This window comes from Glaciecola sp. 2405UD65-10, assembly GCF_048820975.1.
Classification (GTDB): Bacteria; Pseudomonadota; Gammaproteobacteria; order Enterobacterales; family Alteromonadaceae; genus Glaciecola.
In genome coordinates, this window is the sequence record NZ_JBMEUF010000003.1 from 214,820 (window position 1) to 236,328 (window position 21,509).

A 21,509-nucleotide genomic window follows, 5' to 3' on the forward strand; every position below is an offset into this window, starting at 1 on the left:
CGCCCTTGTTGTAACAGGCACGTCACAAAAGCTTCATCGCTTGGTCAATTATTGGTCATCTAACTGTCAATAATCCTTAATATGATCTTCATCTTTAAAACAGGGTGTTGATTATGAAAATTAAAAATGGCTTTAAAATTTCTTTGCTAGCAAGTGCATTAGTATTCGCGTTGTCTGGATGTGTTGATGACGGAGAAGATGGCGCTACAGGCGCTCAGGGCGCTGCCGGTTTAGACGGCACTAACGGTGAAAATGGCAGTAGCTTACCAAGAGAACTCAGTATAGAAGTTGTAGGGCGCTTTGCAACAGGAGTATATGGTAAAAGTGCGGCAGAAATTGTGCAATTTCACTCGGGCTCTCAGTCAGTTTTCGCAGTTAATGGTGACACCAATCAAATAGAAGTTATTAGTTTAGCTACCTTGCCTACCGCTGGTGTAGGTAGCCCAATCACTGATGAAAGCTTAAGTTCAACGGCCTTCACCTTTCCACAAAGCGTTGACGTTACTGATGAAACAAATGCTACCAGTACTATTAATTTAGGCGGGGCCAATTCCATTGCCGTTATGGATAACATGCTAGCCATTGCGATTGCCGCTGATAATAAGCAGGCTAATGGCGCAGTATTATTCTATACCTTAGATTCAGCAGGCCAAGGTACTTTTGTTAAAGCTGTTGAAGTGGGTGCATTACCTGACATGCTTACTTTTACACCCGATGGTTCAAAAGTACTGGTTGCCAATGAAGGCGAGCCTGACGGCGATTACCTTGTAGATCCTGAGGGCAGTATTTCGGTAATCGACATTACCGATGGCACGCCTGCTAATGTAGCCACTACCATTAATATGACAAGTGATATGGTATTTAGCAGTGACTTGCTAAGCAGCTCAGACTACAACACCGAAGAAGAGCGTATGGAATTATTAGCGCAAGCGGGAGTAAAGTTTGCGGGCCCGGCATCAAACACAGCGGCTAAAGATTTAGAGCCAGAATATATTACAGTAAGTGCAGATAGCACTATGGCTTATGTATCACTGCAAGAGAACAACGCAATTGGCGTCATTGATTTAGCCGACATGACCATTGAAGTGAAGCCTTTAGGTTTTAAAGATTGGGCCCAGTACGATATTGATTTTACTAATGAAGACGAATTACCAAATTTTCAAAAGCTTCCTAATGTGTATGGGATGTATCAACCCGATACAATCGCTAGTTATACGTGGAATGGCGCAACTTTTATTGTGTCAGCAAATGAAGGTGATTCTCGTGACTATGACGCATTTTCTGAAGAGATTAGAGTCGAAGATATTATAGACCCTGATGAATTAAACGCGAGTTTGTCAGAGGAATTACAAGATTTATATGATGCAACAGGTGCCGACGACGGCTTAGGGCGTTTAAAAGTCACGTCTGTGCTGGGTGACGCTGATGAAGACGGCGAATATGAAGCATTGTATGCCTATGGTGCGCGTTCATTTTCTATTTGGGACCAAAACATTAATTTGGTGTTTGACTCGGGTGATGACTTTGGAAAAATATCTTCTGCCATCTTAGGCAATGACTTCAACAGCGCTCACACTGAAAATAAAGGTGATAACCGCTCTGATGACAAAGGCGGTGAGCCTGAAGCTATTGCAGTTGGCATGATTGAAGAAAGAACATATGCATTTGTTGGCTCGGAGCGTTCGGGTGATTTGTTTATATATGATGTAAGCAATCCGTTTCAAGCAACGTTTGTATCTCATTACAATAATCGTGATTTTAGCGTAGATTTTGAGTTAGATGATGACTTAGACAACCCATGTGATGCAGCCGAAGGGATGGATTGCACAGAAGTGCCAAATGCGGGTGACTTAGGCCCAGAAAGTATTGCATTCATTAGTGCTGATAACAGCCCTAATGGCAATCCATTACTGGTAATTGGGAACGAAGTTAGCGGAACGGTAACCGTTTACCAAGTGACAGAGCTTTAATACAAAAGCGCTACAATAGGTGAATATAAAAAGCGAAGGTATATACCTTCGCGTTTTTGTATTAGTTTTGGGCTTTACGTTCTTCGTGATCAAGTGGAACAGCCACTAAGGTGTCATCTATAACTTTACACACACCTTCCATTGTATCACCACGGCGCGTTTCAAAACTTACGCTATCACCTTCAGATTTATCTACGCAAGCATCTATAGCTTCTTGAGGAGGCTGGCCGTGACTAGGCCTACCTTGTGCAAAACTCTGCGTAGATAAAAATAATATAAAGAAAGCGAGTGCTAGAGCTGATTGATGTTTCATACAATTTTTCCTGATTAAATTCGTAAAATAACTTGTTAACGGACTGACTCATTCGTTATGTCGCTTATAGTAATCTTCAATTGTGCAGAATGCGTGCAGCTTGTGCGTAAATTCACGACAAATTAAGTGCAAGCGCTGGTGAGAATACTAATAATCTCTATAATGGAGATATGAACATTTCTAAAAAATTATTCCTTTCGCTAATTGGCTTAACCAGTATTATTCTGCTGGTTACCCTACTATTGGCTCGCTGGAGCTTTGATCAAGGCTTTACGGATTTCATAAATGCATTAGAGCAGCAACGCTTAGGGCGAATATCTACTGAGGTGCAAGCTGCTTACCAGCAAAGCGACAATACTTGGGATAAAGCTGCCTTAGAAAGCGTTGATCGTACCTTGTATTTGCATTCAAATAGTTTACCTAATATTTCGAACCGGCAAGCTGGGCGAATAGGCCCCAGCACTAGACCTGAGTTTCCGCCACCAAAAGCCTTTATGGAAAGGCGAGGGCCGCCCCAAAGACGAGGGCCTCCAGCGGATATACTCACCGCTATGTTTTCATTAAACGACAAACAACTAGCCGGCCCTAAAATTGAGCCATCACTTTTTGAAAACGCGATGATGAGTGAGTATGTGGTGCAGTATCAAGGGCAAGACTTAGTTGTTTTAAAAAGTTGGAATAAAGACAAATTTGGCTCAAGTATGGGAAGTGAGTTTTCACGCCAGCAATTATTGACTAGTTTGTGGATTGGCTTGGCCTGCTTGCTCTTAGCGAGCGTGTTATCGTTTTACTGGTCTAAAGCCTTACTTAATCCAATTAAAAGCGTGATTGAGGGCATTAAGCGCTTATCACTAGGGCAATATAATGTAGAAATTGAGCATTCACGAAAAGATGAATTTGGCGCATTGATTAATGACGTGAACGCATTGGCTGCTATTTTGGAGCAAACTAAATCCGCAAAGAGCCGGTGGTTTGCTGATATTTCACATGAGCTGCGTACGCCCTTGTCGGTTTTGTTGGGGGAAATAGAAGCTATGCAAATGGGAATTCGCCCTCTGAATCAAGATAATTTGCAGTCACTTCAACAAGAAGCTTTATTACTAAAAAGACTGATTGAAGATTTGTATCAGCTTTCGCTTTCAGATTTAGGCGCATTGCGTTACGAGTTTGTGCAGTTCGACGTATCGTTATTGGCTCATAGACAGTGTGAAAGTATGCTTCAAAGTGCGGCTGCGGCCGGCATCGATTTTACTTGGGAAATTAGTGATGAGCTGATGCTATTAGGTGATGAAAATCGTATAGCGCAGTTATTAAATAATTTACTGAGAAACAGTATGAAATATACAGATGCTCAAGGGCAAAGCCGTTTTAGTCTACAAGCTGATCAAAAGCATATTATTCTAAGGCTTGAGGATTCTTTACCGAGCGTAAGTGAACAAGATTGCAAGTTACTGTTTGAGCCTTTGTATCGCACAGAGAAATCCAGAACACGCGATAAAGGTGGAGCTGGCTTAGGACTAGCTATTTGTCAAAATATAGTACAGGCACATAAAGGAAGCATACACGCACGGCCTTCTCAATTAGGTGGTTTACAGATATGCGTATTATTACCGCGTTCAAACAAACATTAATATATGTGCCAAGGGATTAACCTTTCAACTAACGAGATGATGATATGAGCAGTAAAGCTAGGGTATTAATTGTTGAAGACGAAATAAAGATAGCACAGTTACTGTCCGATTTTTTGCAAGCAGATGGCTATGCCACTGATATGCTGCATGATGGAGCACAAGTGATTGAACACGTAAAAAGCGAGGCGCCTGATTTTATTTTATTAGACGTCATGCTCCCCAACAAAGATGGTCTAAGCTTATGTAAAGAAATTAGGCAGTTTTCTGAAGTACCTATTTTAATGCTAACGGCCCGTGTTGATGAAATTGATCGCTTGATGGGCTTAGGTTTTGGCGCTGATGATTACGTATGCAAACCATTTTCAGCACGAGAGGTGGTAGCTAGAGTGCATGCAATATTAAAGCGGGTAAAACAAGTCCCCAAAGTGCAAGATGAAAGTGTATTAGATTATAAAAACGTGAGCTTAGATGAAAATAAGTTCTTATGCTTGGTAAGCGGCCAAAAAGTTGAATTAACGCCGGTCGAGTTTAATTTGTTAAGAACACTAATGAGCCGACCTGGCCAAGTTTTTTCGCGTGCAGTGTTAATGGACAATAGTTATAAAGACGCCCGCATTGTAAGTAACCGAACTATTGATAGCCATATGAAAAACTTACGTGGAAAAATAAACGCGCATCAAGAAAATGACATCATTCATACTATTTACGGAGTAGGATACAAGCTAGAGTAGGCTTGTATCTACCCGTTTAGTGCAATACTAAAAAAAACGCTTATTGCTTAATCTCTACTTTTTCGAGTGCCTTCTTTGCTTGCTCATTGTCTTCATGGCTGTGAGTGCTATCGGTATGTTCGTGCGGGTGGGCTTCAATAATAAAATTAGGGTCTACGTTTAGGGTGTTAAATTTGTACTCTATTTTTTCAATCGGCATGTTTCTTACACACATCAATACCTCTGACATTGCTTGGCAAGAACCTTTGTATAGGTCGGTTTCATTTACCACGTAGCTGCAAGGGGCATCTTTTATTGCCTCTTCACAGGCCTTCCAAGGTTTCGTATTTACATGCTGGCCGTGGGCGGCCGCTAAACAGCTTACCGACATAAAAATAATGCTACATGCTAACTTGTGAGTGAAAGATAAATAATTTCGCATTTTGCTTAACCGTTATTGTGCTGTTTCGCCGCTAAAGCAGCCTATAAACATGTTTTCAGCAACGCTAGCTGCATGGTAGTGATAACCGCGAGTGTCATCTTCATGTCCTCTACAATTATCTAAATCACTTGCTTCGTTACCTTGAGCATCTAACATACCGTAAATGCCAAATCCATCCAAGGCATAAGCAAACATACTGGCGTGGCCATCTTCTTCAATTAGAAGTTCGCTGCATCCTGCTGAACCATGATAATGATACCCTGCTACTGGGTTTATATGTCCTGCGCAATCATCAAATGCGGCAATGGTATAAGCGCCCAAAATAGCATCCACTGGCGCGGGGGCAGCAATAGTCACTCCATTTAAACTTACTCCCACATTACCGTTGCCAACACTGTTGGCAGATGATGCAAGCACAGGGGTAATGGGAATCAAAAAGGTTTCACTTACGCCGCCATTTACGTAATCAATAGAGCATTCAACACAATGGTTTTGATACTCAGCCGCCACGTTTGGACGCGCAGCCCCATCACACGCTTCTAAGGTATCGCTTACATTTACTTGGCCGGTAATAGGATCATAAAGCTGCCAGTTACTATCATTATATAGGGTGGCCAAGCTCTGAATAAAGTCACCGTCTATGTCATATACTTCGCCGCTGCCGTCAAACCAAATGCCAACTTCATCAGCCGTGGCATAAATATCACGTGGGCAAAACGACCCAATAGTATAGTTAGAAGGTACGCCAGCCACAGTGATTTCATAGCATTGGCTTGTTTCGCCGTTACTTAGGGTACACGTAGTAGTGGCCACAGAATCAGACAATGCATTTGCATCAAATAAGTTTGGATCAAGCTCTCGCACTAGCACATCAGAAGTTGTGGTAGTGCCCGTATCGCTCGTTGTACTTTGTTCACTTGAGCTTGAATCAGAGTCAGACGAGCATGCACCAAGTAAGCTTATAGCCAATAAGGTGCTAAAAATAGTGAGTGTGGCTTTCATGTTTATCTCAATGTAATACGTTTATGGATGTGTATTATATTGGCTCAATGTGCAGAAAATGCGCAGTTCTTGTGAAATATTAGGTAGTTATAAGGGACTATGTTTGAAAAAGCGCTTAACCTTGGCGCATACGCTGCATAAAAATAGACTCACGCGGCACCACAATATAGGGCAAAGATTCTTGCACTAATTGATGCATCATAAACTCCGGAACATTGCCGCTTAGCTTAATGATTTTGTCATTTTGCATAAAGATATATTGCGTACTGTAAACCGGCACTGTGTGGCTGTTGAAGGTAACTTCTAATTGGTGTCCTGATATGTTTTTGTCAGAATACGAGAGCGTGGTTGGCGTTACATCAGAAATCAAATAATCACTTATATGGGCACTTAACAAACGCGCTTTTATTTGTTCACTTTCATTTTTTAATTCATTCGCTAAGTTGTTGGTTTGTGTTATTTTTCCATTGGCAAGGGGAAAGGGCGAAATTGGATAAACGCTCACATCTAAAATGGCATCACCAAAATTCGGGTGAGTATAGCGCGTAACGCTACCTGCTAATGGATCACGATAAATTGCGGTGTCTGTTTTAATGAAGTCACCAATTTTAGCTGGGGTGATTAAGTCTTGTTCGTAATTACTGGCTTGTAATACCGCATGGATTTTACGTGCGTCAAGCACCTCATTTTTGGCCAAATACTCAACCCAATCAGACAACAAAGCGCGCGCAGTTTCATCCGTATTATTATCAATAATACCCGTAAATGTTTTCTCATCTAATGGCACAGAACGCCACACGGTGCTAATTTCTAGCACAAGTTCTGTTTGGCCCTCATTATTTGTAAATTGAGCATTGCCAATTAGCACTTCATAATCTGATAAACCAAGGCCCTCAATTAGTTCCTGAGCCTTAGGGATACTGCTGGCCAAATCAGAAAGCGCGTAAGCATCAAGTATATTTAAGTGGCAATTAGATGGTTCAGCGCTGTTGTGCTCAACACATTTTTGCTTGAGTGAATTGCTTACATAGGCAGCATAAATAGGAAGGGATGAAGTTTGCGCGTAAAGCAATTGGATGTAAGTAAAGGTAGCAAGAAAACCAACCAAAAGGGTTTTAGTAGACAACAGTAATACGCGCACAATAATGGACTCTGTTTTATAATTAAGCAACTTCGCTAATGTAGAACTAGCGTTAAAACACAGCCCCTCGTCTCCATATTATAACCAATTGGTCAAATTATAGTAAATAACTATTTAGTATAGTTTTTGCTTAGCACTTTTGCCGTGAACTCGCCATCGTGCAGTTTAGTGGTAATAGTGTCATTTTCATTCACTGCACTTAACGAGGTAATTAATGCCTTGTCTTTAAGCGAAATTGAGTATCCACGCGACAGAGTCGCAAGAGGGCTCACGGTATTAAGCATATTGGTGATATTAGCAAACTGTACTTGTTTATCTTTCAACGATTGCTTATTTGCGGCATGCAAGCGTTTGTTTAGCTTAGTAAGTGATGATGTATTTTCGGCTATTTGCTTCGCCGGAGACAAATACTGTAAGGCTTTTGCGCGCTTTTCTACTCGTTCTTGATGAGCCTCTAGCGTTTTAGGAAGAGCTTGCACTAAACGTGATTGGAGCTGTGCTAATTTTTCTTTGCCCAAGCTGATGTTTAGCGAAGGGTGCTTCGCAAATAAACGATTTTGTAAATACGCTAATGCATCACTTTGTTGTTGAATCTTTTTACTAGGGTGCTGAGCTGAGAGCCTAGCGTACAAATAATCTAAGGATTGATTATGCTGCTCAAGCAGTTTTTCAGGATGCTGTACTTGTAAGCGCTCAAAAGCTTGGGAACTATTATTTGTTTTAGTATCGAGTTGATAGTGCAAGGCTCGCATTAACGCACGCTTGCGCGTATTAATATTATTTTCAAGCTCTTGCATATCTTCACTGAGCATTTCAGCCGCGGCTGATGGCGTGGCAGCGCGTGCATCGGCAACAAAATCAGCAATAGTTACATCTACTTCATGTCCTACGGCTGATACCACTGCTAAAGTCGAAGCAAAAATAGCTCGGGCAACCACCTCTTCATTAAATGACCATAAATCTTCTAAAGAGCCGCCCCCGCGCCCTACAATTAACACATCTACTTCATTGCGGCGGTTTGCCGTTTCTATTTGATTAACAATACTTTTGGCAGCACCTTCGCCTTGTACCATGCTTGGATAAACAATAACTTCTATAGCTGGGTTGCGCCGCTGTAAAACATGTAATATATCGTGAATCGCTGCGCCAGTAGGTGAGGTGACTACCCCAATTTTATTGATTACTTTGGGCAGTGGCTTTTTAGTTTCTTGTGCAAATAAGCCTTCAGCTTGCAAATTTAGTTTTAAGGCTTCAAAGGCTTGTTTGAGTTGTCCTACGCCCTCTGGCTCCATATTTACGGCTATTAGCTGGTAGTCACCGCGTGCTTCGTAAAGGCTTAAATTTGCTCTTACTACTACCTTATCACCATGTTTGGGCGTAAAGCTAAGTTTTTGGTTTGCGCCTTTAAACATGCAAGTACGAACCTGCGCGTTGTCATCTTTTAAGGTGAAGTACCAATGCCCTGACGCCGCGCGTGTGAAATTTGATATTTCGCCGCTTACCCATACTTGACCCACCTCACTTTCAAGCACTTGCTTGGCAAAGCGGTTCAGTTTTGTGACGCTAATTATTTTTATTTCTTGGGGTACGGCAAACATAAAAATTATTTTCTTCAATTATTTGTATCAGATAGTGTAATTGTAGTTTACCTAGATATGAAAAAACACTACAATTGCACCGCAATTAATCCCTAACTATATATTTCATATACTCAGCATATAGGTAAAATTGCATGTTACGCATCGAAAAAGAAGCACTTACCTTTGACGACGTACTATTAGTACCCAGTCACTCCGAAGTTCTGCCTCATATGGCAAATCTACAAACTCGCCTAACCCGCGGAATTACCTTAAACATGCCCCTTATGTCGGCAGCTATGGATACTGTTACCGAAGCTCCACTGGCTATTGCGCTTGCGCAAGAAGGCGGTATTGGTTTTGTGCACAAAAACATGACCCCACAAGCGCAAGCTGAACATGTGCTACGTGTTAAAAAGTATGAAAGCGGTGTGGTAATTGATCCGGTGACAGTAAGTGCCGATGCTACAATTGGCGCTACTATCGCACTAAGCAAGCAGCTTGGTTATTCAGGTTTCCCTGTAGTAGACGATGAAAATAACCTCATTGGCATAGTAACAGGGCGCGACTTACGTTTTGAAAATCGCTTTGATGAGCCTGTTAGTAAGGTGATGACGGGTAAAGATAAACTAGTTACCGTTACGGCGGATACCAGTGCCGATAAAGTCATGGATTTAATGCACGAGCACCGCATTGAAAAAATATTAGTGGTAGATGACCAATTTCGCTTAACAGGCTTAATTACGGTCAAAGACTTTCAAAAAGCCAAAAGTAAGCCTAATGCATGTAAAGATGAAAAGGGCCGTTTACGTGTAGGGGCTGCAGTAAGTGTAGGCCCTGGCACCGAAGAACGAATCAAGTTGTTGGTTGAAGCGGGGGTTGACGTACTACTTATTGATACCTCGCACGGCCACTCGCAAGGTGTTATTAACAAAGTAAAAGAAATTAGAGCAACTTACCCTGAGCTTCAGCTTATTGCGGGTAACGTGGCGACTGCAGATGGTGCTTTAGCACTCGCAGAGGCTGGCGTAGATGCAGTAAAAGTAGGCATAGGCCCAGGATCTATTTGTACAACCCGCATAGTAACTGGCTGTGGTGTACCGCAAATTACTGCCATTTCTGATGCCGTTTCAGCAGTTGATAAATTGGGTATTCCAGTGATTGCCGATGGTGGCATTCGTTTTTCTGGTGATATTGCAAAAGCATTGGCTGCAGGCGCAAGCTCTGTAATGGTAGGTAGTATGCTAGCCGGCACAGAAGAAGCACCGGGTGAGGTTGAGCTTTACCAAGGTCGATACTTTAAGTCTTATCGCGGTATGGGAAGCCTAGGCGCGATGAACCAAAGTAATGGTTCTTCAGATCGTTATTTCCAAACAGACAAATCGGCTGAAAAATTAGTGCCAGAAGGCATTGAAGGGCGCGTTGCCTATAAAGGGCCGATTGCCAATATTATACATCAACAACTGGGCGGTTTACGCTCGGCCATGGGCTTAACTGGTAGTGCAACTATTGATGATTTACGCACCAAACCTAAGTTTGTAAAAGTGAGTTCTGCTGGCATGGGTGAATCACATGTTCACGATGTAAGCATAACCAAAGAGGCGCCTAACTACCGTTTGGGCTAGGATTGCTTTTACTTGTTACCCTTTCGCCTGCATGTGAATTCTTTTCATTTGCAGGCCTTTAGTTTTTTACACAATTCGTATTTAACATTTCATTAGGACTCATTAATGTCGGTCAATATTCATAGTCAAAAAATTGTTATTCTTGATTTTGGTTCTCAGTACACTCAACTTATTGCGCGTCGCGTACGTGAAATTGGCGTGTATTGTGAGCTATGGGCGTGGGACGTGAATGAAAGTCAAATTCGCGAGTTCGCCCCCGACGGCATTATTTTATCAGGTGGGCCAGAATCAGTAACAGAATCGGGTTCTCCGCGCGCACCGCAATATGTGTTTAATGCGGGTGTTCCTGTTTTAGGCATATGCTACGGCATGCAAACTATGGCGCATCAATTAGGCGGTGCAGTGCAAGGCTCTGATAAGCGTGAGTTTGGTTATGCACAAGTTGAGTTGTTAAAAGCCACGCAGTTGTTTGACAAAATTGAAGATGAAATTAATCCAAAAGGCAATGCGCTGCTAGATGTGTGGATGAGTCATGGTGATAAGGTCATGGAAGTGCCTGCTGGTTTTGAAACGATTGCTCAAACTTCAAGCTGCCCTCATGCGGCCATGGTAAATGAGAGCAAGCGCTTTTACGGTGTGCAGTTTCACCCTGAAGTCACGCACACCAAACAAGGTTTACGCATGTTAGAACACTTTGTGCTTAACATTTGCGGATGTGATGCTTTGTGGACCGCTGCCTCTATCATTGAAGACGCGGTAGAGCGTATTAAAGAGCAAGTAGGTGATGACGAAGTTATTTTAGGTTTGTCAGGGGGGGTTGATTCATCGGTTACCGCTATGCTTTTGCATCAAGCCATTGGTAGTAGGCTAACCTGCGTATTTGTAGATAATGGTTTACTTCGTTTAGATGAAGGCCAGCAAGTAATGGACATGTTTGGTGATCACTTCGGTTTAAACATTATTAAGGTAGATGCAGAAAAGCGTTTCCTAGATGCTCTGCAGGGCGAGACTGACCCTGAGAAAAAGCGCAAGATTATTGGTAATCAGTTTGTGTATTTGTTCGATGAAGAAGCTAGCAAACTGGTGAATGCAAAGTGGTTAGCACAAGGCACTATTTATCCTGATGTAATTGAGTCAGCAGGCTCTAAAACCGGCAAGGCACATGTTATTAAATCGCATCATAACGTGGGCGGTTTACCTGAAGATATGGCTTTGGGCTTAGTGGAACCTTTGCGTGAATTGTTTAAAGACGAAGTGCGTAAAATTGGACTAGAGCTAGGCTTACCTTACGATATGCTTTATCGCCATCCTTTCCCTGGACCGGGTTTAGGGGTACGTGTTTTAGGTGAAATCAAAAAAGAATACTGTGATTTACTGCGCCGTGCTGATGCAATTTTTATTGAAGAACTGCACGCGCACAAGCTTTATCATGAAGTAAGCCAAGCATTCACTGTGTTTTTACCTGTGCGTTCGGTAGGCGTAATGGGTGATATGCGAAAATATGATTGGGTGGTGTCGCTTCGCGCTGTTGAAACCATTGATTTCATGACCGCTCGTTGGGCGCATTTACCTTATGACTTCTTGGGCAAAGTGTCTAACAGAATCATTAACGAAGTAGACGGCATTTCACGCGTAGTTTATGATATTTCAGGTAAGCCACCAGCAACCATTGAGTGGGAATAGTTTTATAAGATATAAGCAAACTAGGAACGAAATACAGTGATCTCCTTTCGAGAAGTCAGCATAAGTGATGCAAGATTAATTTTAGACTGGCGCACTAAAAAGCGCGTGAGTCAATTTATGTTGACGGAAGTTGCCTATGACATTAGCGCACAAGAGCAATGGATTCGTTCCTGTTATTCCAAGCCTGACTATTATCACTGGATAGTGCAAATAGGTGGCAAAGATGCCGGCCTTATTAATATAGTGGACTGGGATAAACAAAAAGCCAGCGCTTCTTGGGGCTATTACATTGGCGATGATGATGCGCTTGGGTTTGGCGGTATGGTACCGCCATTATTCTATAACTTTTGTTTTAACACCTTGGGTATTAAGCTATTAAGCGCAGATGTGTTTTATTCAAATACTAGCACCATAAAACTACATTTACTTCATGGATATCAGTTTGCTCCAGAAGGTGACCACGTAGTGATAAAAAACAATAAACCCATGTTAATGGTGCATTTAGCGCTTCACAAAAATGAATTTTTGGCAGGGCGTTACGCTAAGCATACAGGCGAATTTCCCATGGATAAGTGGGTAGGAAAGAATAATGAACCAGCGTGAGCCAAGCTCAGCGAAAAATGACCTACAGCTAGAAGCAATTATACCGAATGAAAAGCAAATTGAGTGCTTGTATCAGGAACTTATAAAGCGCTCTGAACGCAGTAGCCAAAACATTAGCCACGAAACTATGCCTAGCTTTGAAAAGCATACTGCGTTTGTTAAACAACATCCGTATCGCGCTTGGTTTTTGGTTTTACAAGCGCAGGAAGTGATAGGTTCAGTGTATGCACAATTTGACAATTCAGTAGGCTTACAACTTAGCGAGGCATGCACCGCAACCAACATTGAAGCCGTAATGAGTTTATTTCGAGCGCATTTACAGCCGCTGCCTGCTAAGCCATCCCAGCGCTTCGGTGACTTCTTTTTAAATGTCGCGTATTCAAACGAAAATATGCAGCAAGCATTAGACACCTTAGGTTACAAAGCTACGCAAATTTCTTACGTAGCGCCCAAGTAAAATTAGCTTTTTCAGCTATTATTGTTCCCGTATTCTTAAAAAGCTAGCGAAGCGCGGGATCCCTCGCTGAGTAAAACCATGGTATTTGAAAGTTACTACGCTGCCAATGGGGGGTGGGGTAGCGCGCTCTTTGTTACTAAATCCACTGCCAATTTTAAATTGTAAAAGCTGGCCATCTTTGCTTTTATATTGAACAAGCAAAGCACCGAGTAAGTGCTTGAATTTGCCTTTACCGGGCAAGTGCTTAAGTACTTTTGCTTCAGCATCCATAAACTTTTTTAGTTTAAATAAATTACCGCTTCTTCCATTACTGTGAATCGCTTGCGCGTTTTGCAGCATTAAACCCTCGGCGCCTTGTTCTGTGTACTCATTTAGTAACTTGTATAAGGCTTTGTTGCTAGTGACGCTAAACTGCTTAACGGGAACAATGTGAGCTATGCCAAGTTCGTTTAATAGTTTGTTATAGCGCTGGTATCTGTCAATAAATGGCAATTCTTTATATGGTGCGTCAAACACAATGTATTTAATTTTACGCCATTCACTATCAACCGGGACATGCTTACTTACGGTGGAGGCCTCATATTCAAAATTTCCTCGTTCAAACCATAACTCGCCATCTAAGGATACGTTGGGTAAGTTGTTAGTGAACCAGCTTGGCGCATAAATTATGGTGCCTTTTCGGGTACTGAGTTGGCCATTTTTCCATATAGCGCGAATACCATCATATTTTTCACTCACCAAATAGTGACTAACATTTTGGCCTTCGTAAACTTTAGCCAATTGCACGGTATTGAATGGGGCCTGATTTAGCGCAACTACCTTGCCAGTAGTAATAAGAAGCAAAATGACGATACAAATAAGACCGACATTTTTTTGTGTTTTGATTAAGCCAATGGCCTCATACTTAATGAACATAATAAGCAATAAACTGGTTCGCGATAAATAAGTCTATTTTAGTCAGCGCTAAGTATTTTAATACTGACTTATAGGCCAGTTTGCGTATACAAAACAATGGTGTAAATTTGGAACATAGTTTGCTAACTCAACCGTAGTTATATAAGTAATGCGTATTCCTTTATAATAAAGGCAATACACTGCCGCATCCGAATCACTTTATGGACAACATATGCCTAAGCCTATTGTTATAAACGGCCGAGAGTTATCAGCCAAGTATGCTCCGTACATAATCGCCGAAGTATCAGCGAATCATAATGGCTCAATAGAGCGAGCTAAACAGACTATTCTAGCGGCTAAAAAAGCCGGCGCGCATGCGGTAAAAATTCAGTCTTATACGCCTGATACTATGACAATACAAAGCGATGCGCCCGACTTCTGCTTAACAGAAGGAATTTGGAAAGGGCGTACACTTTACGATTTGTATGCCGAGGCTTATACACCGTTTGAATGGCACCCTGAGCTTTTTGCTTTCGCTAAGAGCCATCAAATTACACTCTTTTCATCTCCTTTTGATGAAAGCGCTGTTGACTTACTCGCTTCGCTAGAGGCACCCGCCTATAAAGTGGCATCATTCGAATTAGTAGATTTACCATTAATTGCCTATATGGCAAAACAAGGCAAACCTATTTTAATGTCTACGGGGATGGCTTCTTTACAAGAAATTGGTGAGGCAATAGAAACGGCGCGTACAAACGGTTGCAATGAAATTGCTATTTTCCATTGTGTAAGCAGTTATCCTGCGCCATTGGAGCAAGCAAACCTTCGTTCAATTACTGCTTTGCGTGATGAGTTTGACGTGCAAGTGGGCTTATCAGACCATACCTTGGGCACTACCGCTAGTGTGGCTGCTACCGTGCTTGGGGCGAGTTTAATTGAAAAACACTTTACCCTAAACCGTGCTGATGGCGGTGTTGATAGTTCGTTTTCGCTAGAGCCAAGCGAAATGCAAAGCTTAGTAGAAAACTGTAAAGGCGCTTTTGATGCTTTGGGTGTAGTTAACCTAGAGCGCCCAGAATCCGAAGGCGACAATAGAGATTATCGCCGTTCATTGTATTTTGTGAATGATATTAAAACGGGTTCAACAATAGGTAAAAATGACGTGCGGCGAATTCGCCCTGGTATGGGTTTAGCGCCAAAATATTATGATTGTATATTGGGCAGCGTTGCAAAACGAGATATTAAAAGAGGGGATAGGGTAACAATTAGCGACCTCAATGAATAAACTAAACGCAATTTAATAAAGCGATTTACTAAATCGGTGTTTGTTGCTGAAAAAAAGTCCAATATTTTCTATCTTAGAGCGTATTAATACTAGCCAAAACAAGGCAAGTACCGCAAAATGAATGTTCTTTGTCTTTGATGAGCAGTTACCTTTAGGAAAAAGGGGTCATCAGAGGGTCATATTGCAACAAGGAACACACAACAATGTTTACAAAAAAATTAGCCGCAATACTTTTTGCGGTATCTGTTACTGCTATAGGCTTATCAAGCTCATTCATGAGTTTTGCAAATGAACATCCCAACTTAATATTAACGAAAGATGGCGTTGAAAAAATTCGCGCAAATTTGGGTAATGTCCCATTATTTGATGAAAGCTTAGCTGCCATCAAACAAGAAGTCGACGCAGAAATAGCGGCGGGTATATTCACGCCCATTCCTAAAGATTTCTCAGGTGGTTACACTCACGATCGGCACAAACTCAATTTTTTCGTGGCACAAAAAGCGGCCATGCTTTATCAAATACTAGAAGATGACAAGTATGCCAAGTACGTACGCGATATGTTGTTTCAATATGAAGCAATGTATCAAGATTTGCCATTGCACCCACAAGAGCGTTCTTATGCTCGTGGTAAAATTTTCTGGCAATGCCTGAATGACAGTAACTGGTTAGTTTATATGGCCCAAGCCTACGATGCTATTTATTACTATTTAACAGAAAATGAGCGTGATGCACTAGAAGATAACCTATTTCGTCCTTTTGCAGACTTCATATCATTAGAAAATCCAAAATTTTATAACCGTGTTCACAACCACAGTACGTGGGGTATTGCTGCTGTGGGTATGATTGGATTAGTAATGAATGACGAAGAGTTAATTCAACGAGCCCTTTATGGGATTGAAGATGATGGCTTGGAAATTGGTGGAAAAGACAATGACGGCGGTACTATTAAAGTTGAAGGCCAACGTAAAGGCTTTTACGCAAACTTAGAAGAACCGTTTTCACCTGATGGTTATTACACCGAAGGCCCTTACTATCAGCGCTATGCTATGTATCCTTTCTTAATTCTAGCCCTTGCAATTGAGAATGCTAGACCTGAGCTTAAGGTGTTGCAACACAAAGATAACGTGTTGTTGAAGGGGGTGAATGCTTTGATGAATTTATCAGATGCTGACGGTGAGTTTTTCGCTATAAACGATGCACAAAAAGGCATGTCGTACCATAAAGAATCGTTAGTAACAGCGGTAAATGTGGCTTATCACTATGGCAACAAAAACCCTAAGTTGCTTAGCATTGTACAAAAGCAGGGCAAAGTTTTGTTGGACGAGTCAGGTTTGTCTGCGGCGATGGCTATTCGCGACGGCAAAGCGAAGCCATTTACCAAAAAGTCGATTAATTTAAGTGATGGCAAAGATGGAGATGAAGGCGGAATAGGTATTTTGCGATATGGAAACGAAGCCTTAACTTTAGTGTTTAAGTACGCAGCTCAGGGCTTGAGTCATGGCCATTACGATAAATTATCTTATTCTTTGCATGAGAAGGGCGATGAAGTACTTCAAGATTATGGTTTAGCCCGCTTTGTTAATATTGAGCAAAAAGGTGGCGGTAACTATCTGAAAGAAAATACAACATGGGCGAAAACCACCATTGCTCATAACACCTTGTCACAAGATCAAACAAAGCACTTTAATGGTAACTATGACATTGCGAGCCAGCATCATTCTGAGTTGTATTTCTTTGATGATAGTAACGAAAATGTACAAGTGGTAAGTGCAACAGAAAGCAATGCGTATCCGGGTACTACCATGCATCGCACAATGGCTTTAATTAAAGATGAGCATTTTGAAAAAGCGTTTATGCTAGATATTATGAAAGTGAGCTCTGCCTCTGAGCACCAGTATGATTTTCCCTTTTACTTCTTAGGACAAGTGCTTGATATGAACTTTCAGTATGAGTCACCGAAAAGCCTACATCCTTTAGGAGAAGCGAACGGTTACCAACATTTGTATGTTGAGGGTAAAGGTAAGCCTTCGAATAACAGCACTCAATTCTCATGGTTAAATAAAGGTAAGTACTACACTTTAAGTACCGTTACACAAAATTCAGATGAGTTATTATTTACCCGTATTGGTGCTAATGATCCTGAGTTTAATTTACGACGTGAAGCGGCCATCATGATTCGCAGAAACGACGCCGATACTACCTTTGTGTCAGTGGTTGAGCCTCATGGGTCTTATAGCCCTGTTTCAGAATTGTCGTCAAATCCGAAGAGTAATATTGCTACAGTGGAGCTTGTATTAGATACGCAGGCTTACACCGCAGTAAATATTACTGATTTAGCGGGCAATACGCAGCTGTTTATACTTGCTAATGATGACGCTAGTGGCGCAGCTAAGCACGAAGTAAAAATAAACGGGGAAAATTACTCGTTCACAGGCCCTTACTTTTACCAGTAAAGCTACTTGTATACCTTGCTAGATAACTAGCAAGGTATACGCACCGGCTAGCTGCATTCTAAAGCTAGAAAGTGCATGTTCTAGTGATTGGTATAAAGATTTTCAAACCAGCAACAGTGAGCCTTAAGCTTAAATAGGCTGGTTGGTATTCAATAAACTTCATATCTATTTTCGCGAAAATCACTGATGCTTTGATTGCTCATTTGGGGCAGTTTTCCGACGTCCACTTTTTCTATCATTTTGCAAAATTAATATGTATTTGATTGAAATACGAGCTGGTAGTCCACACATAATGGATCGGGAAAGATTTTCAATGAGACTCGCATACGCGTTCCCCGAATGCTTACAATAATGTTCGTTGTAAGAACTGGCAAGCCATCTGCGTTTAAAGCACTTAAGTGAATAGGCACAAACAAAACAAGGAAGTGGTCAAGAGTGAGAATAATAAAACTTGTTAGTATTTTTATAATTATATTTTCTATTTTAATTGGTATTTGGATTAGTCGGGCTACTGTAGAACTCACACAGGGCGGTGTGTATACAAATATTCTTCTCCCATTGGGCTCTCAAAGTATAAAAATCAACGCATTACGTGCAGTGCATGCCGAATCACCTAGCTTACAATCTATGCAAGGCCCTGTAGTGACATATGAAAATGACAAAATGAAGCTCCACTGGCACTGCCTCAATGAGACTTTTCTCAAATTCTATGATATCGACACCACCTCTGTTTCGTTCGACTGCTTAAAGCGAACGCATCATTTTTCGATATACCCAACACCACAATATAGCGAAGCTAATTACGAACAAGCTACCGGTGAAATAGCTGTTATAGGTGACCTAGAGGGAAATATAGCGTTTTTTAAAGATTGGGCACAAGCTAACGGAATTATCGATACCGAGGATAACTGGACTTTTTCTGACAATCACCTGGTAATTATCGGTGATATTGTTGACCGAGGCAGATATGTACATGATCTGTTGTGGTACATATATGAACTAGAGCAAAAGGCAAAAGCGAAAGGTGGTCATGTTCATGTTGTTATTGGCAACCATGAACAATATATTTTAACCGGAGTATTAAGCAGAGTAGAAGCAGAGCATTTGTATGCCACTGAGTTACTCATGCCATACACCCAAGCTTTTGCTCGGCAGAGTGTTATTGGAGCGTGGTTACGAAGCAAACCAATAATAATTAAGTTGGGAGATACCTTGTTTGTACATGGAGGTATTGCTAAGCATGTAGTAGCCGATGAATGGAACATCGACATGATAAATGAAGCGCATTGGAAATCGCTCTCAACAGATATTCCCTCAACCGAGCATAAACAAGTTCTTTATCAGAGCGACAGCTTAACTCGCTATCGAGGCTTTGCTGACGCTAATAATCATAAGTCGAAAGAATATGAGTCTGCCATAGCAGACACGCTAGAGCATTTTAACGTAAAGCAGATTGTCGTAGGTCATACGTTTGTGCCAGAAATAAAGGGTGTCTTCGATAACAGGGTTTGGCTCACGGAAGTTGATGATGCAAAACTTCAAAGCTTAATAATAAAAAATAACATTCCATATATAGTGACAACGCCATCACTGAAAGAAAATTATATTGATAAAGGCAAGCAACTTAGAAAGTTCAACTTATTCAATTACGATGATTGGTATGCACTATTTGGGGGTGGTGACTTTGTTAAAACACAATCCGAGGTATACGAAAAATACTTTGAATAAATAATCATTATAATCTGTCTGCGATAACAGAAATGATGCATATTCTTTATATCGAAACCTGTTCAGCACTTGCCCTGAAAAAGTTAACATTGCGCAGCCTTTTTCTTATTCGCACGTCGAGGTCATTTGGTATCGAAACTTAAGGAGTCTCGCCAATATTCCGTTTGATTTTTGATTTTATGTTATTCCCCGTCTTACGGACGGAAGCTGGCGCATAAGAGCTCTCAGCAGGTTATTAAGCTGCTAGTGCATAGTTTTCCACGGTTGCGACTATTTTTTATAGCTTTTAACGAGGCAAACCGAGCCTCGACGTGCACCGCCGAAATCATCAATCCTGTCGAATCCTGAATCAGCCGCGAAAGCCGGTTCACGGTATTGACTAGCCTTAGGCTACTCTTATGGTTATCAAAGCCATGAAAAAAATATGGGACCAACGAGCAATGCCGTATTCACGTATTAACAGCCAAACGTTTTTTATGTAATAGCTAAAGTTGTTTTGTCACTCATTTGTTTACCTATTATATATTTGGCTTCTATCCGTTTACTTTTCAATTAGGCGCGATAGAATCCTAGCTATTATCATCAATGTAGTATGTCACATGGATTTGTCTTATAAATCAAAACGTCGTTTGGTCGGCCTAAAGCTGTATACTTCGGGTCTCAAACAAGACGCCAAGACGCTTACTCAATCAATCCCGCTTGCATCTCAACTTGATATCATAAAAAAACGGACACTTGCGTTTTGGCTGAGCTTAACCACTCCTCAACGTATATACCTTTCTGCGACGTTAGTATTTATGATGTTTCTTTCTTTGGATATCGAAATAAGCCTTTCGGTACTTGCGCTGTTCTGTGGCGTTGTCACGATTGGTTTAGCAATCGAATTTTGGCCTAAATTTCTTAAAATGTGGGACAGTATACTGGGCAAAACATTGGTCTTAGTGTTTTATGCCATATTGGCTAACTTTTCACTCGCGAGCGCCGCCGGGCTTGTAAATGAAGTGTCAGGTGTCAGTGCAGCTCAACTTAGCTATACGCACAATATGGCGTTAATTCTTCATGTTCCCACTTGGTTTTTGGTAACGACTACGTTTTCACTCGTTTTAATACAGCTTTTGGTTCCATTCTACTTGGTTTTGCTTCTGCTACTTAAGCCGTTTGGTATTCATGGCTTATGGCACTCTCCCGAATACAAATACATTTTTAGTACCGCATTAATCAGGTACGTATGGATTTTTTTCATCGCTACATTTATTGTCGTAGGTGGGGCGAATTCCGGTATATTGAATGAAGAAACGCCAGTTTTTGGCGCAGTTGTACAAGGGTATGTACATGCTGACTCAAACATGCTCAGTGATGCGGTAGAAGATGAAAGTGCGCCTACATCAACAAAGCCTAACGGCAATGAGCTTGACGCCACAGTCAATGATAAAAATGATGTTGATGAATCCGGCGATATTGAAGTAGCAATTAGTGAAGAAAACGATAATAGAATAACGGTATCCCTACAACACACTCACAGCGCGATAAATATCAAAGAGAAAAGCGCTAAAATGAAACTTGCGCTCCATACATTAATCGCACATTTCATATATCATTATGAAGCTGACATTTACTCTCGATGTGAGCACCCAGAAAACACACGTATAGTCGAACTCAATGACTATGAAATATTAGTGGTTAGTGTGGATGAAAACAGGGAAATTGGATTTAGCTTTGACGTCATCGCCTGTCGTAGCCCCGGAATTGGATCCTAAAAAAGGGGTCAGAGTTAATTAAGAGAAATTAACTCTGACCCCTTTTTTGCATTATCCAGGCAATTTTCTTTTCGACTCAAAGTGGGTACTTAGTTCGAGAATTTAAATGTGCACTACGTGGTGCAATGCAGATAATTATTGCGTGTTACGCAAAAGTCTTTCTTATTTTGATGTGTTTATCCTTCTTCGTATTACCGCCATTATACCGCCAATGGTATCTACTGAACTCAAAGTTACA

17 protein-coding genes are annotated in these 21,509 nt (G+C 41.3%); 11 read left to right on the forward strand and 6 right to left on the reverse strand.

Translation table 11 applies throughout. From position 1 onward, the window contains the following. Nucleotides 1-113: 113 nt before the first annotated feature. Nucleotides 114-1,970, forward strand: coding sequence for a choice-of-anchor I family protein (locus ACOI22_RS16150; protein ID WP_420673169.1), 1,857 nt, complete (start codon nt 114-116; stop codon nt 1,968-1,970). A gap of 61 nt (nt 1,971-2,031) precedes the next feature. On the opposite strand, the gene ACOI22_RS16155 is transcribed toward ACOI22_RS16150, so the two are convergent. Then, entirely contained in the window at nt 2,032-2,283 is a 252-nt protein-coding gene (locus ACOI22_RS16155; RefSeq protein ID WP_420673170.1) for a hypothetical protein, read from the reverse strand. 170 nt (nt 2,284-2,453) lie between these two features. Between ACOI22_RS16155 and ACOI22_RS16160 the strand changes: the two genes are divergently transcribed. Both ACOI22_RS16160 and ACOI22_RS16165 read left to right on the forward strand, forming a co-directional pair. Further along, nucleotides 2,454-3,914: an ATP-binding protein gene (locus tag ACOI22_RS16160; RefSeq protein ID WP_420673171.1), complete on the forward strand. Its 1,461-nt coding sequence runs from the start codon at nt 2,454-2,456 to the stop codon at nt 3,912-3,914. A 44-nt stretch (nt 3,915-3,958) separates the two neighbouring features. Further along, a complete protein-coding gene (locus tag ACOI22_RS16165; RefSeq protein WP_420673172.1) occupies nt 3,959-4,645 on the forward strand; it encodes a response regulator in 687 nt (228 codons plus the stop codon). A gap of 40 nt (nt 4,646-4,685) precedes the next feature. Here the strand turns inward: ACOI22_RS16165 and ACOI22_RS16170 are convergent, their stop codons facing one another. From ACOI22_RS16170 to xseA, 4 genes are all read right to left on the reverse strand, one after another. After that, nucleotides 4,686-5,015 carry a hypothetical protein gene (locus tag ACOI22_RS16170; RefSeq protein WP_420673173.1) on the reverse strand — a complete coding sequence of 110 codons (330 nt, stop codon included), beginning with the start codon at nt 5,013-5,015 and terminating at the stop codon, nt 4,686-4,688. A 63-nt stretch (nt 5,016-5,078) separates the two neighbouring features. After that, the gene (locus ACOI22_RS16175; protein ID WP_420673174.1) at nt 5,079-6,068 is read right to left on the reverse strand and encodes a YHYH protein; all 990 of its coding nucleotides are present in this window, start codon (nt 6,066-6,068) and stop codon (nt 5,079-5,081) included. 115 nt (nt 6,069-6,183) lie between these two features. Next, nucleotides 6,184-7,209 (reverse strand): hypothetical protein, encoded by a 1,026-nt coding sequence (locus ACOI22_RS16180; RefSeq protein ID WP_420673175.1) that lies wholly within the window; start codon nt 7,207-7,209, stop codon nt 6,184-6,186. A 110-nt stretch (nt 7,210-7,319) separates the two neighbouring features. After that, nucleotides 7,320-8,807, reverse strand: a complete 1,488-nt coding sequence (xseA, locus tag ACOI22_RS16185; RefSeq protein WP_420673176.1) for an exodeoxyribonuclease VII large subunit — start codon at nt 8,805-8,807, stop codon at nt 7,320-7,322. 134 nt (nt 8,808-8,941) lie between these two features. Between xseA and guaB the strand changes: the two genes are divergently transcribed. The 4 genes from guaB to ACOI22_RS16205 all read left to right on the forward strand — a co-directional run bounded on the left by guaB (nt 8,942) and on the right by ACOI22_RS16205 (nt 13,154). Then, nucleotides 8,942-10,411 carry an IMP dehydrogenase gene (guaB, locus tag ACOI22_RS16190; RefSeq protein WP_420673177.1) on the forward strand — a complete coding sequence of 490 codons (1,470 nt, stop codon included), beginning with the start codon at nt 8,942-8,944 and terminating at the stop codon, nt 10,409-10,411. Between the two features lie 105 nt (nt 10,412-10,516). Further along, on the forward strand, nt 10,517-12,094 hold the full coding sequence (gene guaA, locus ACOI22_RS16195; RefSeq protein ID WP_420673178.1) for a glutamine-hydrolyzing GMP synthase: 1,578 nt from the start codon (nt 10,517-10,519) through the stop codon (nt 12,092-12,094). Between the two features lie 36 nt (nt 12,095-12,130). Next, a complete protein-coding gene (locus ACOI22_RS16200) occupies nt 12,131-12,697 on the forward strand; it encodes a GNAT family N-acetyltransferase (protein WP_420673179.1) in 567 nt (188 codons plus the stop codon). Continuing rightward, nucleotides 12,684-13,154, forward strand: a complete 471-nt coding sequence (locus tag ACOI22_RS16205; RefSeq protein WP_420673180.1) for a hypothetical protein — start codon at nt 12,684-12,686, stop codon at nt 13,152-13,154. Before ACOI22_RS16200 ends, ACOI22_RS16205 begins: the two co-directional genes overlap by 14 nt. An 18-nt stretch (nt 13,155-13,172) precedes the next feature. Here the strand turns inward: ACOI22_RS16205 and ACOI22_RS16210 are convergent, their stop codons facing one another. Then, nucleotides 13,173-14,069 carry a DNA ligase gene (locus ACOI22_RS16210; RefSeq protein ID WP_420673181.1) on the reverse strand — a complete coding sequence of 299 codons (897 nt, stop codon included), beginning with the start codon at nt 14,067-14,069 and terminating at the stop codon, nt 13,173-13,175. 211 nt (nt 14,070-14,280) lie between these two features. On the opposite strand from ACOI22_RS16210, the gene pseI reads away from it, so the two are divergent. The 4 genes from pseI to ACOI22_RS16230 all read left to right on the forward strand — a co-directional run bounded on the left by pseI (nt 14,281) and on the right by ACOI22_RS16230 (nt 21,271). Beyond that, nucleotides 14,281-15,333 carry a pseudaminic acid synthase gene (pseI, locus tag ACOI22_RS16215; RefSeq protein ID WP_420673182.1) on the forward strand — a complete coding sequence of 351 codons (1,053 nt, stop codon included), beginning with the start codon at nt 14,281-14,283 and terminating at the stop codon, nt 15,331-15,333. Nucleotides 15,334-15,608: 275 nt separating this feature from the next. After that, nucleotides 15,609-17,786: a heparinase II/III domain-containing protein gene (locus ACOI22_RS16220; RefSeq protein WP_420673283.1), complete on the forward strand. Its 2,178-nt coding sequence runs from the start codon at nt 15,609-15,611 to the stop codon at nt 17,784-17,786. A gap of 435 nt (nt 17,787-18,221) precedes the next feature. Continuing rightward, the gene (locus tag ACOI22_RS16225; RefSeq protein ID WP_420673183.1) at nt 18,222-19,514 is read left to right on the forward strand and encodes a metallophosphoesterase; all 1,293 of its coding nucleotides are present in this window, start codon (nt 18,222-18,224) and stop codon (nt 19,512-19,514) included. 599 nt (nt 19,515-20,113) lie between these two features. Further along, entirely contained in the window at nt 20,114-21,271 is a 1,158-nt protein-coding gene (locus tag ACOI22_RS16230; RefSeq protein WP_420673184.1) for a hypothetical protein, read from the forward strand. Nucleotides 21,272-21,509 lie beyond the last annotated feature (238 nt).

What these genes read in the sequence shown, in the direction of transcription:
- pseI (WP_420673182.1), top strand. Translation starts at nt 14,281, where the DNA reads ATGCCTAAGCCTATTGTTATAAACGGCCGAGAGTTATCAGCCAAGTAT.
- guaB (WP_420673177.1), top strand. Translation starts at nt 8,942, where the DNA reads ATGTTACGCATCGAAAAAGAAGCACTTACCTTTGACGACGTACTATTA.
- ACOI22_RS16230 (WP_420673184.1), top strand. Translation starts at nt 20,114, where the DNA reads ATGGATTTGTCTTATAAATCAAAACGTCGTTTGGTCGGCCTAAAGCTG.
- xseA (WP_420673176.1), bottom strand. Translation starts at nt 8,807, where the DNA reads ATGTTTGCCGTACCCCAAGAAATAAAAATAATTAGCGTCACAAAACTG.
- ACOI22_RS16160 (WP_420673171.1), top strand. Translation starts at nt 2,454, where the DNA reads ATGAACATTTCTAAAAAATTATTCCTTTCGCTAATTGGCTTAACCAGT.
- ACOI22_RS16175 (WP_420673174.1), bottom strand. Translation starts at nt 6,068, where the DNA reads ATGAAAGCCACACTCACTATTTTTAGCACCTTATTGGCTATAAGCTTA.
- ACOI22_RS16155 (WP_420673170.1), bottom strand. Translation starts at nt 2,283, where the DNA reads ATGAAACATCAATCAGCTCTAGCACTCGCTTTCTTTATATTATTTTTA.
- ACOI22_RS16210 (WP_420673181.1), bottom strand. Translation starts at nt 14,069, where the DNA reads ATGTTCATTAAGTATGAGGCCATTGGCTTAATCAAAACACAAAAAAAT.
- ACOI22_RS16150 (WP_420673169.1), top strand. Translation starts at nt 114, where the DNA reads ATGAAAATTAAAAATGGCTTTAAAATTTCTTTGCTAGCAAGTGCATTA.
- ACOI22_RS16220 (WP_420673283.1), top strand. Translation starts at nt 15,609, where the DNA reads ATGAGTTTTGCAAATGAACATCCCAACTTAATATTAACGAAAGATGGC.
- ACOI22_RS16165 (WP_420673172.1), top strand. Translation starts at nt 3,959, where the DNA reads ATGAGCAGTAAAGCTAGGGTATTAATTGTTGAAGACGAAATAAAGATA.
- ACOI22_RS16205 (WP_420673180.1), top strand. Translation starts at nt 12,684, where the DNA reads ATGAACCAGCGTGAGCCAAGCTCAGCGAAAAATGACCTACAGCTAGAA.
- guaA (WP_420673178.1), top strand. Translation starts at nt 10,517, where the DNA reads ATGTCGGTCAATATTCATAGTCAAAAAATTGTTATTCTTGATTTTGGT.
- ACOI22_RS16170 (WP_420673173.1), bottom strand. Translation starts at nt 5,015, where the DNA reads ATGTCGGTAAGCTGTTTAGCGGCCGCCCACGGCCAGCATGTAAATACG.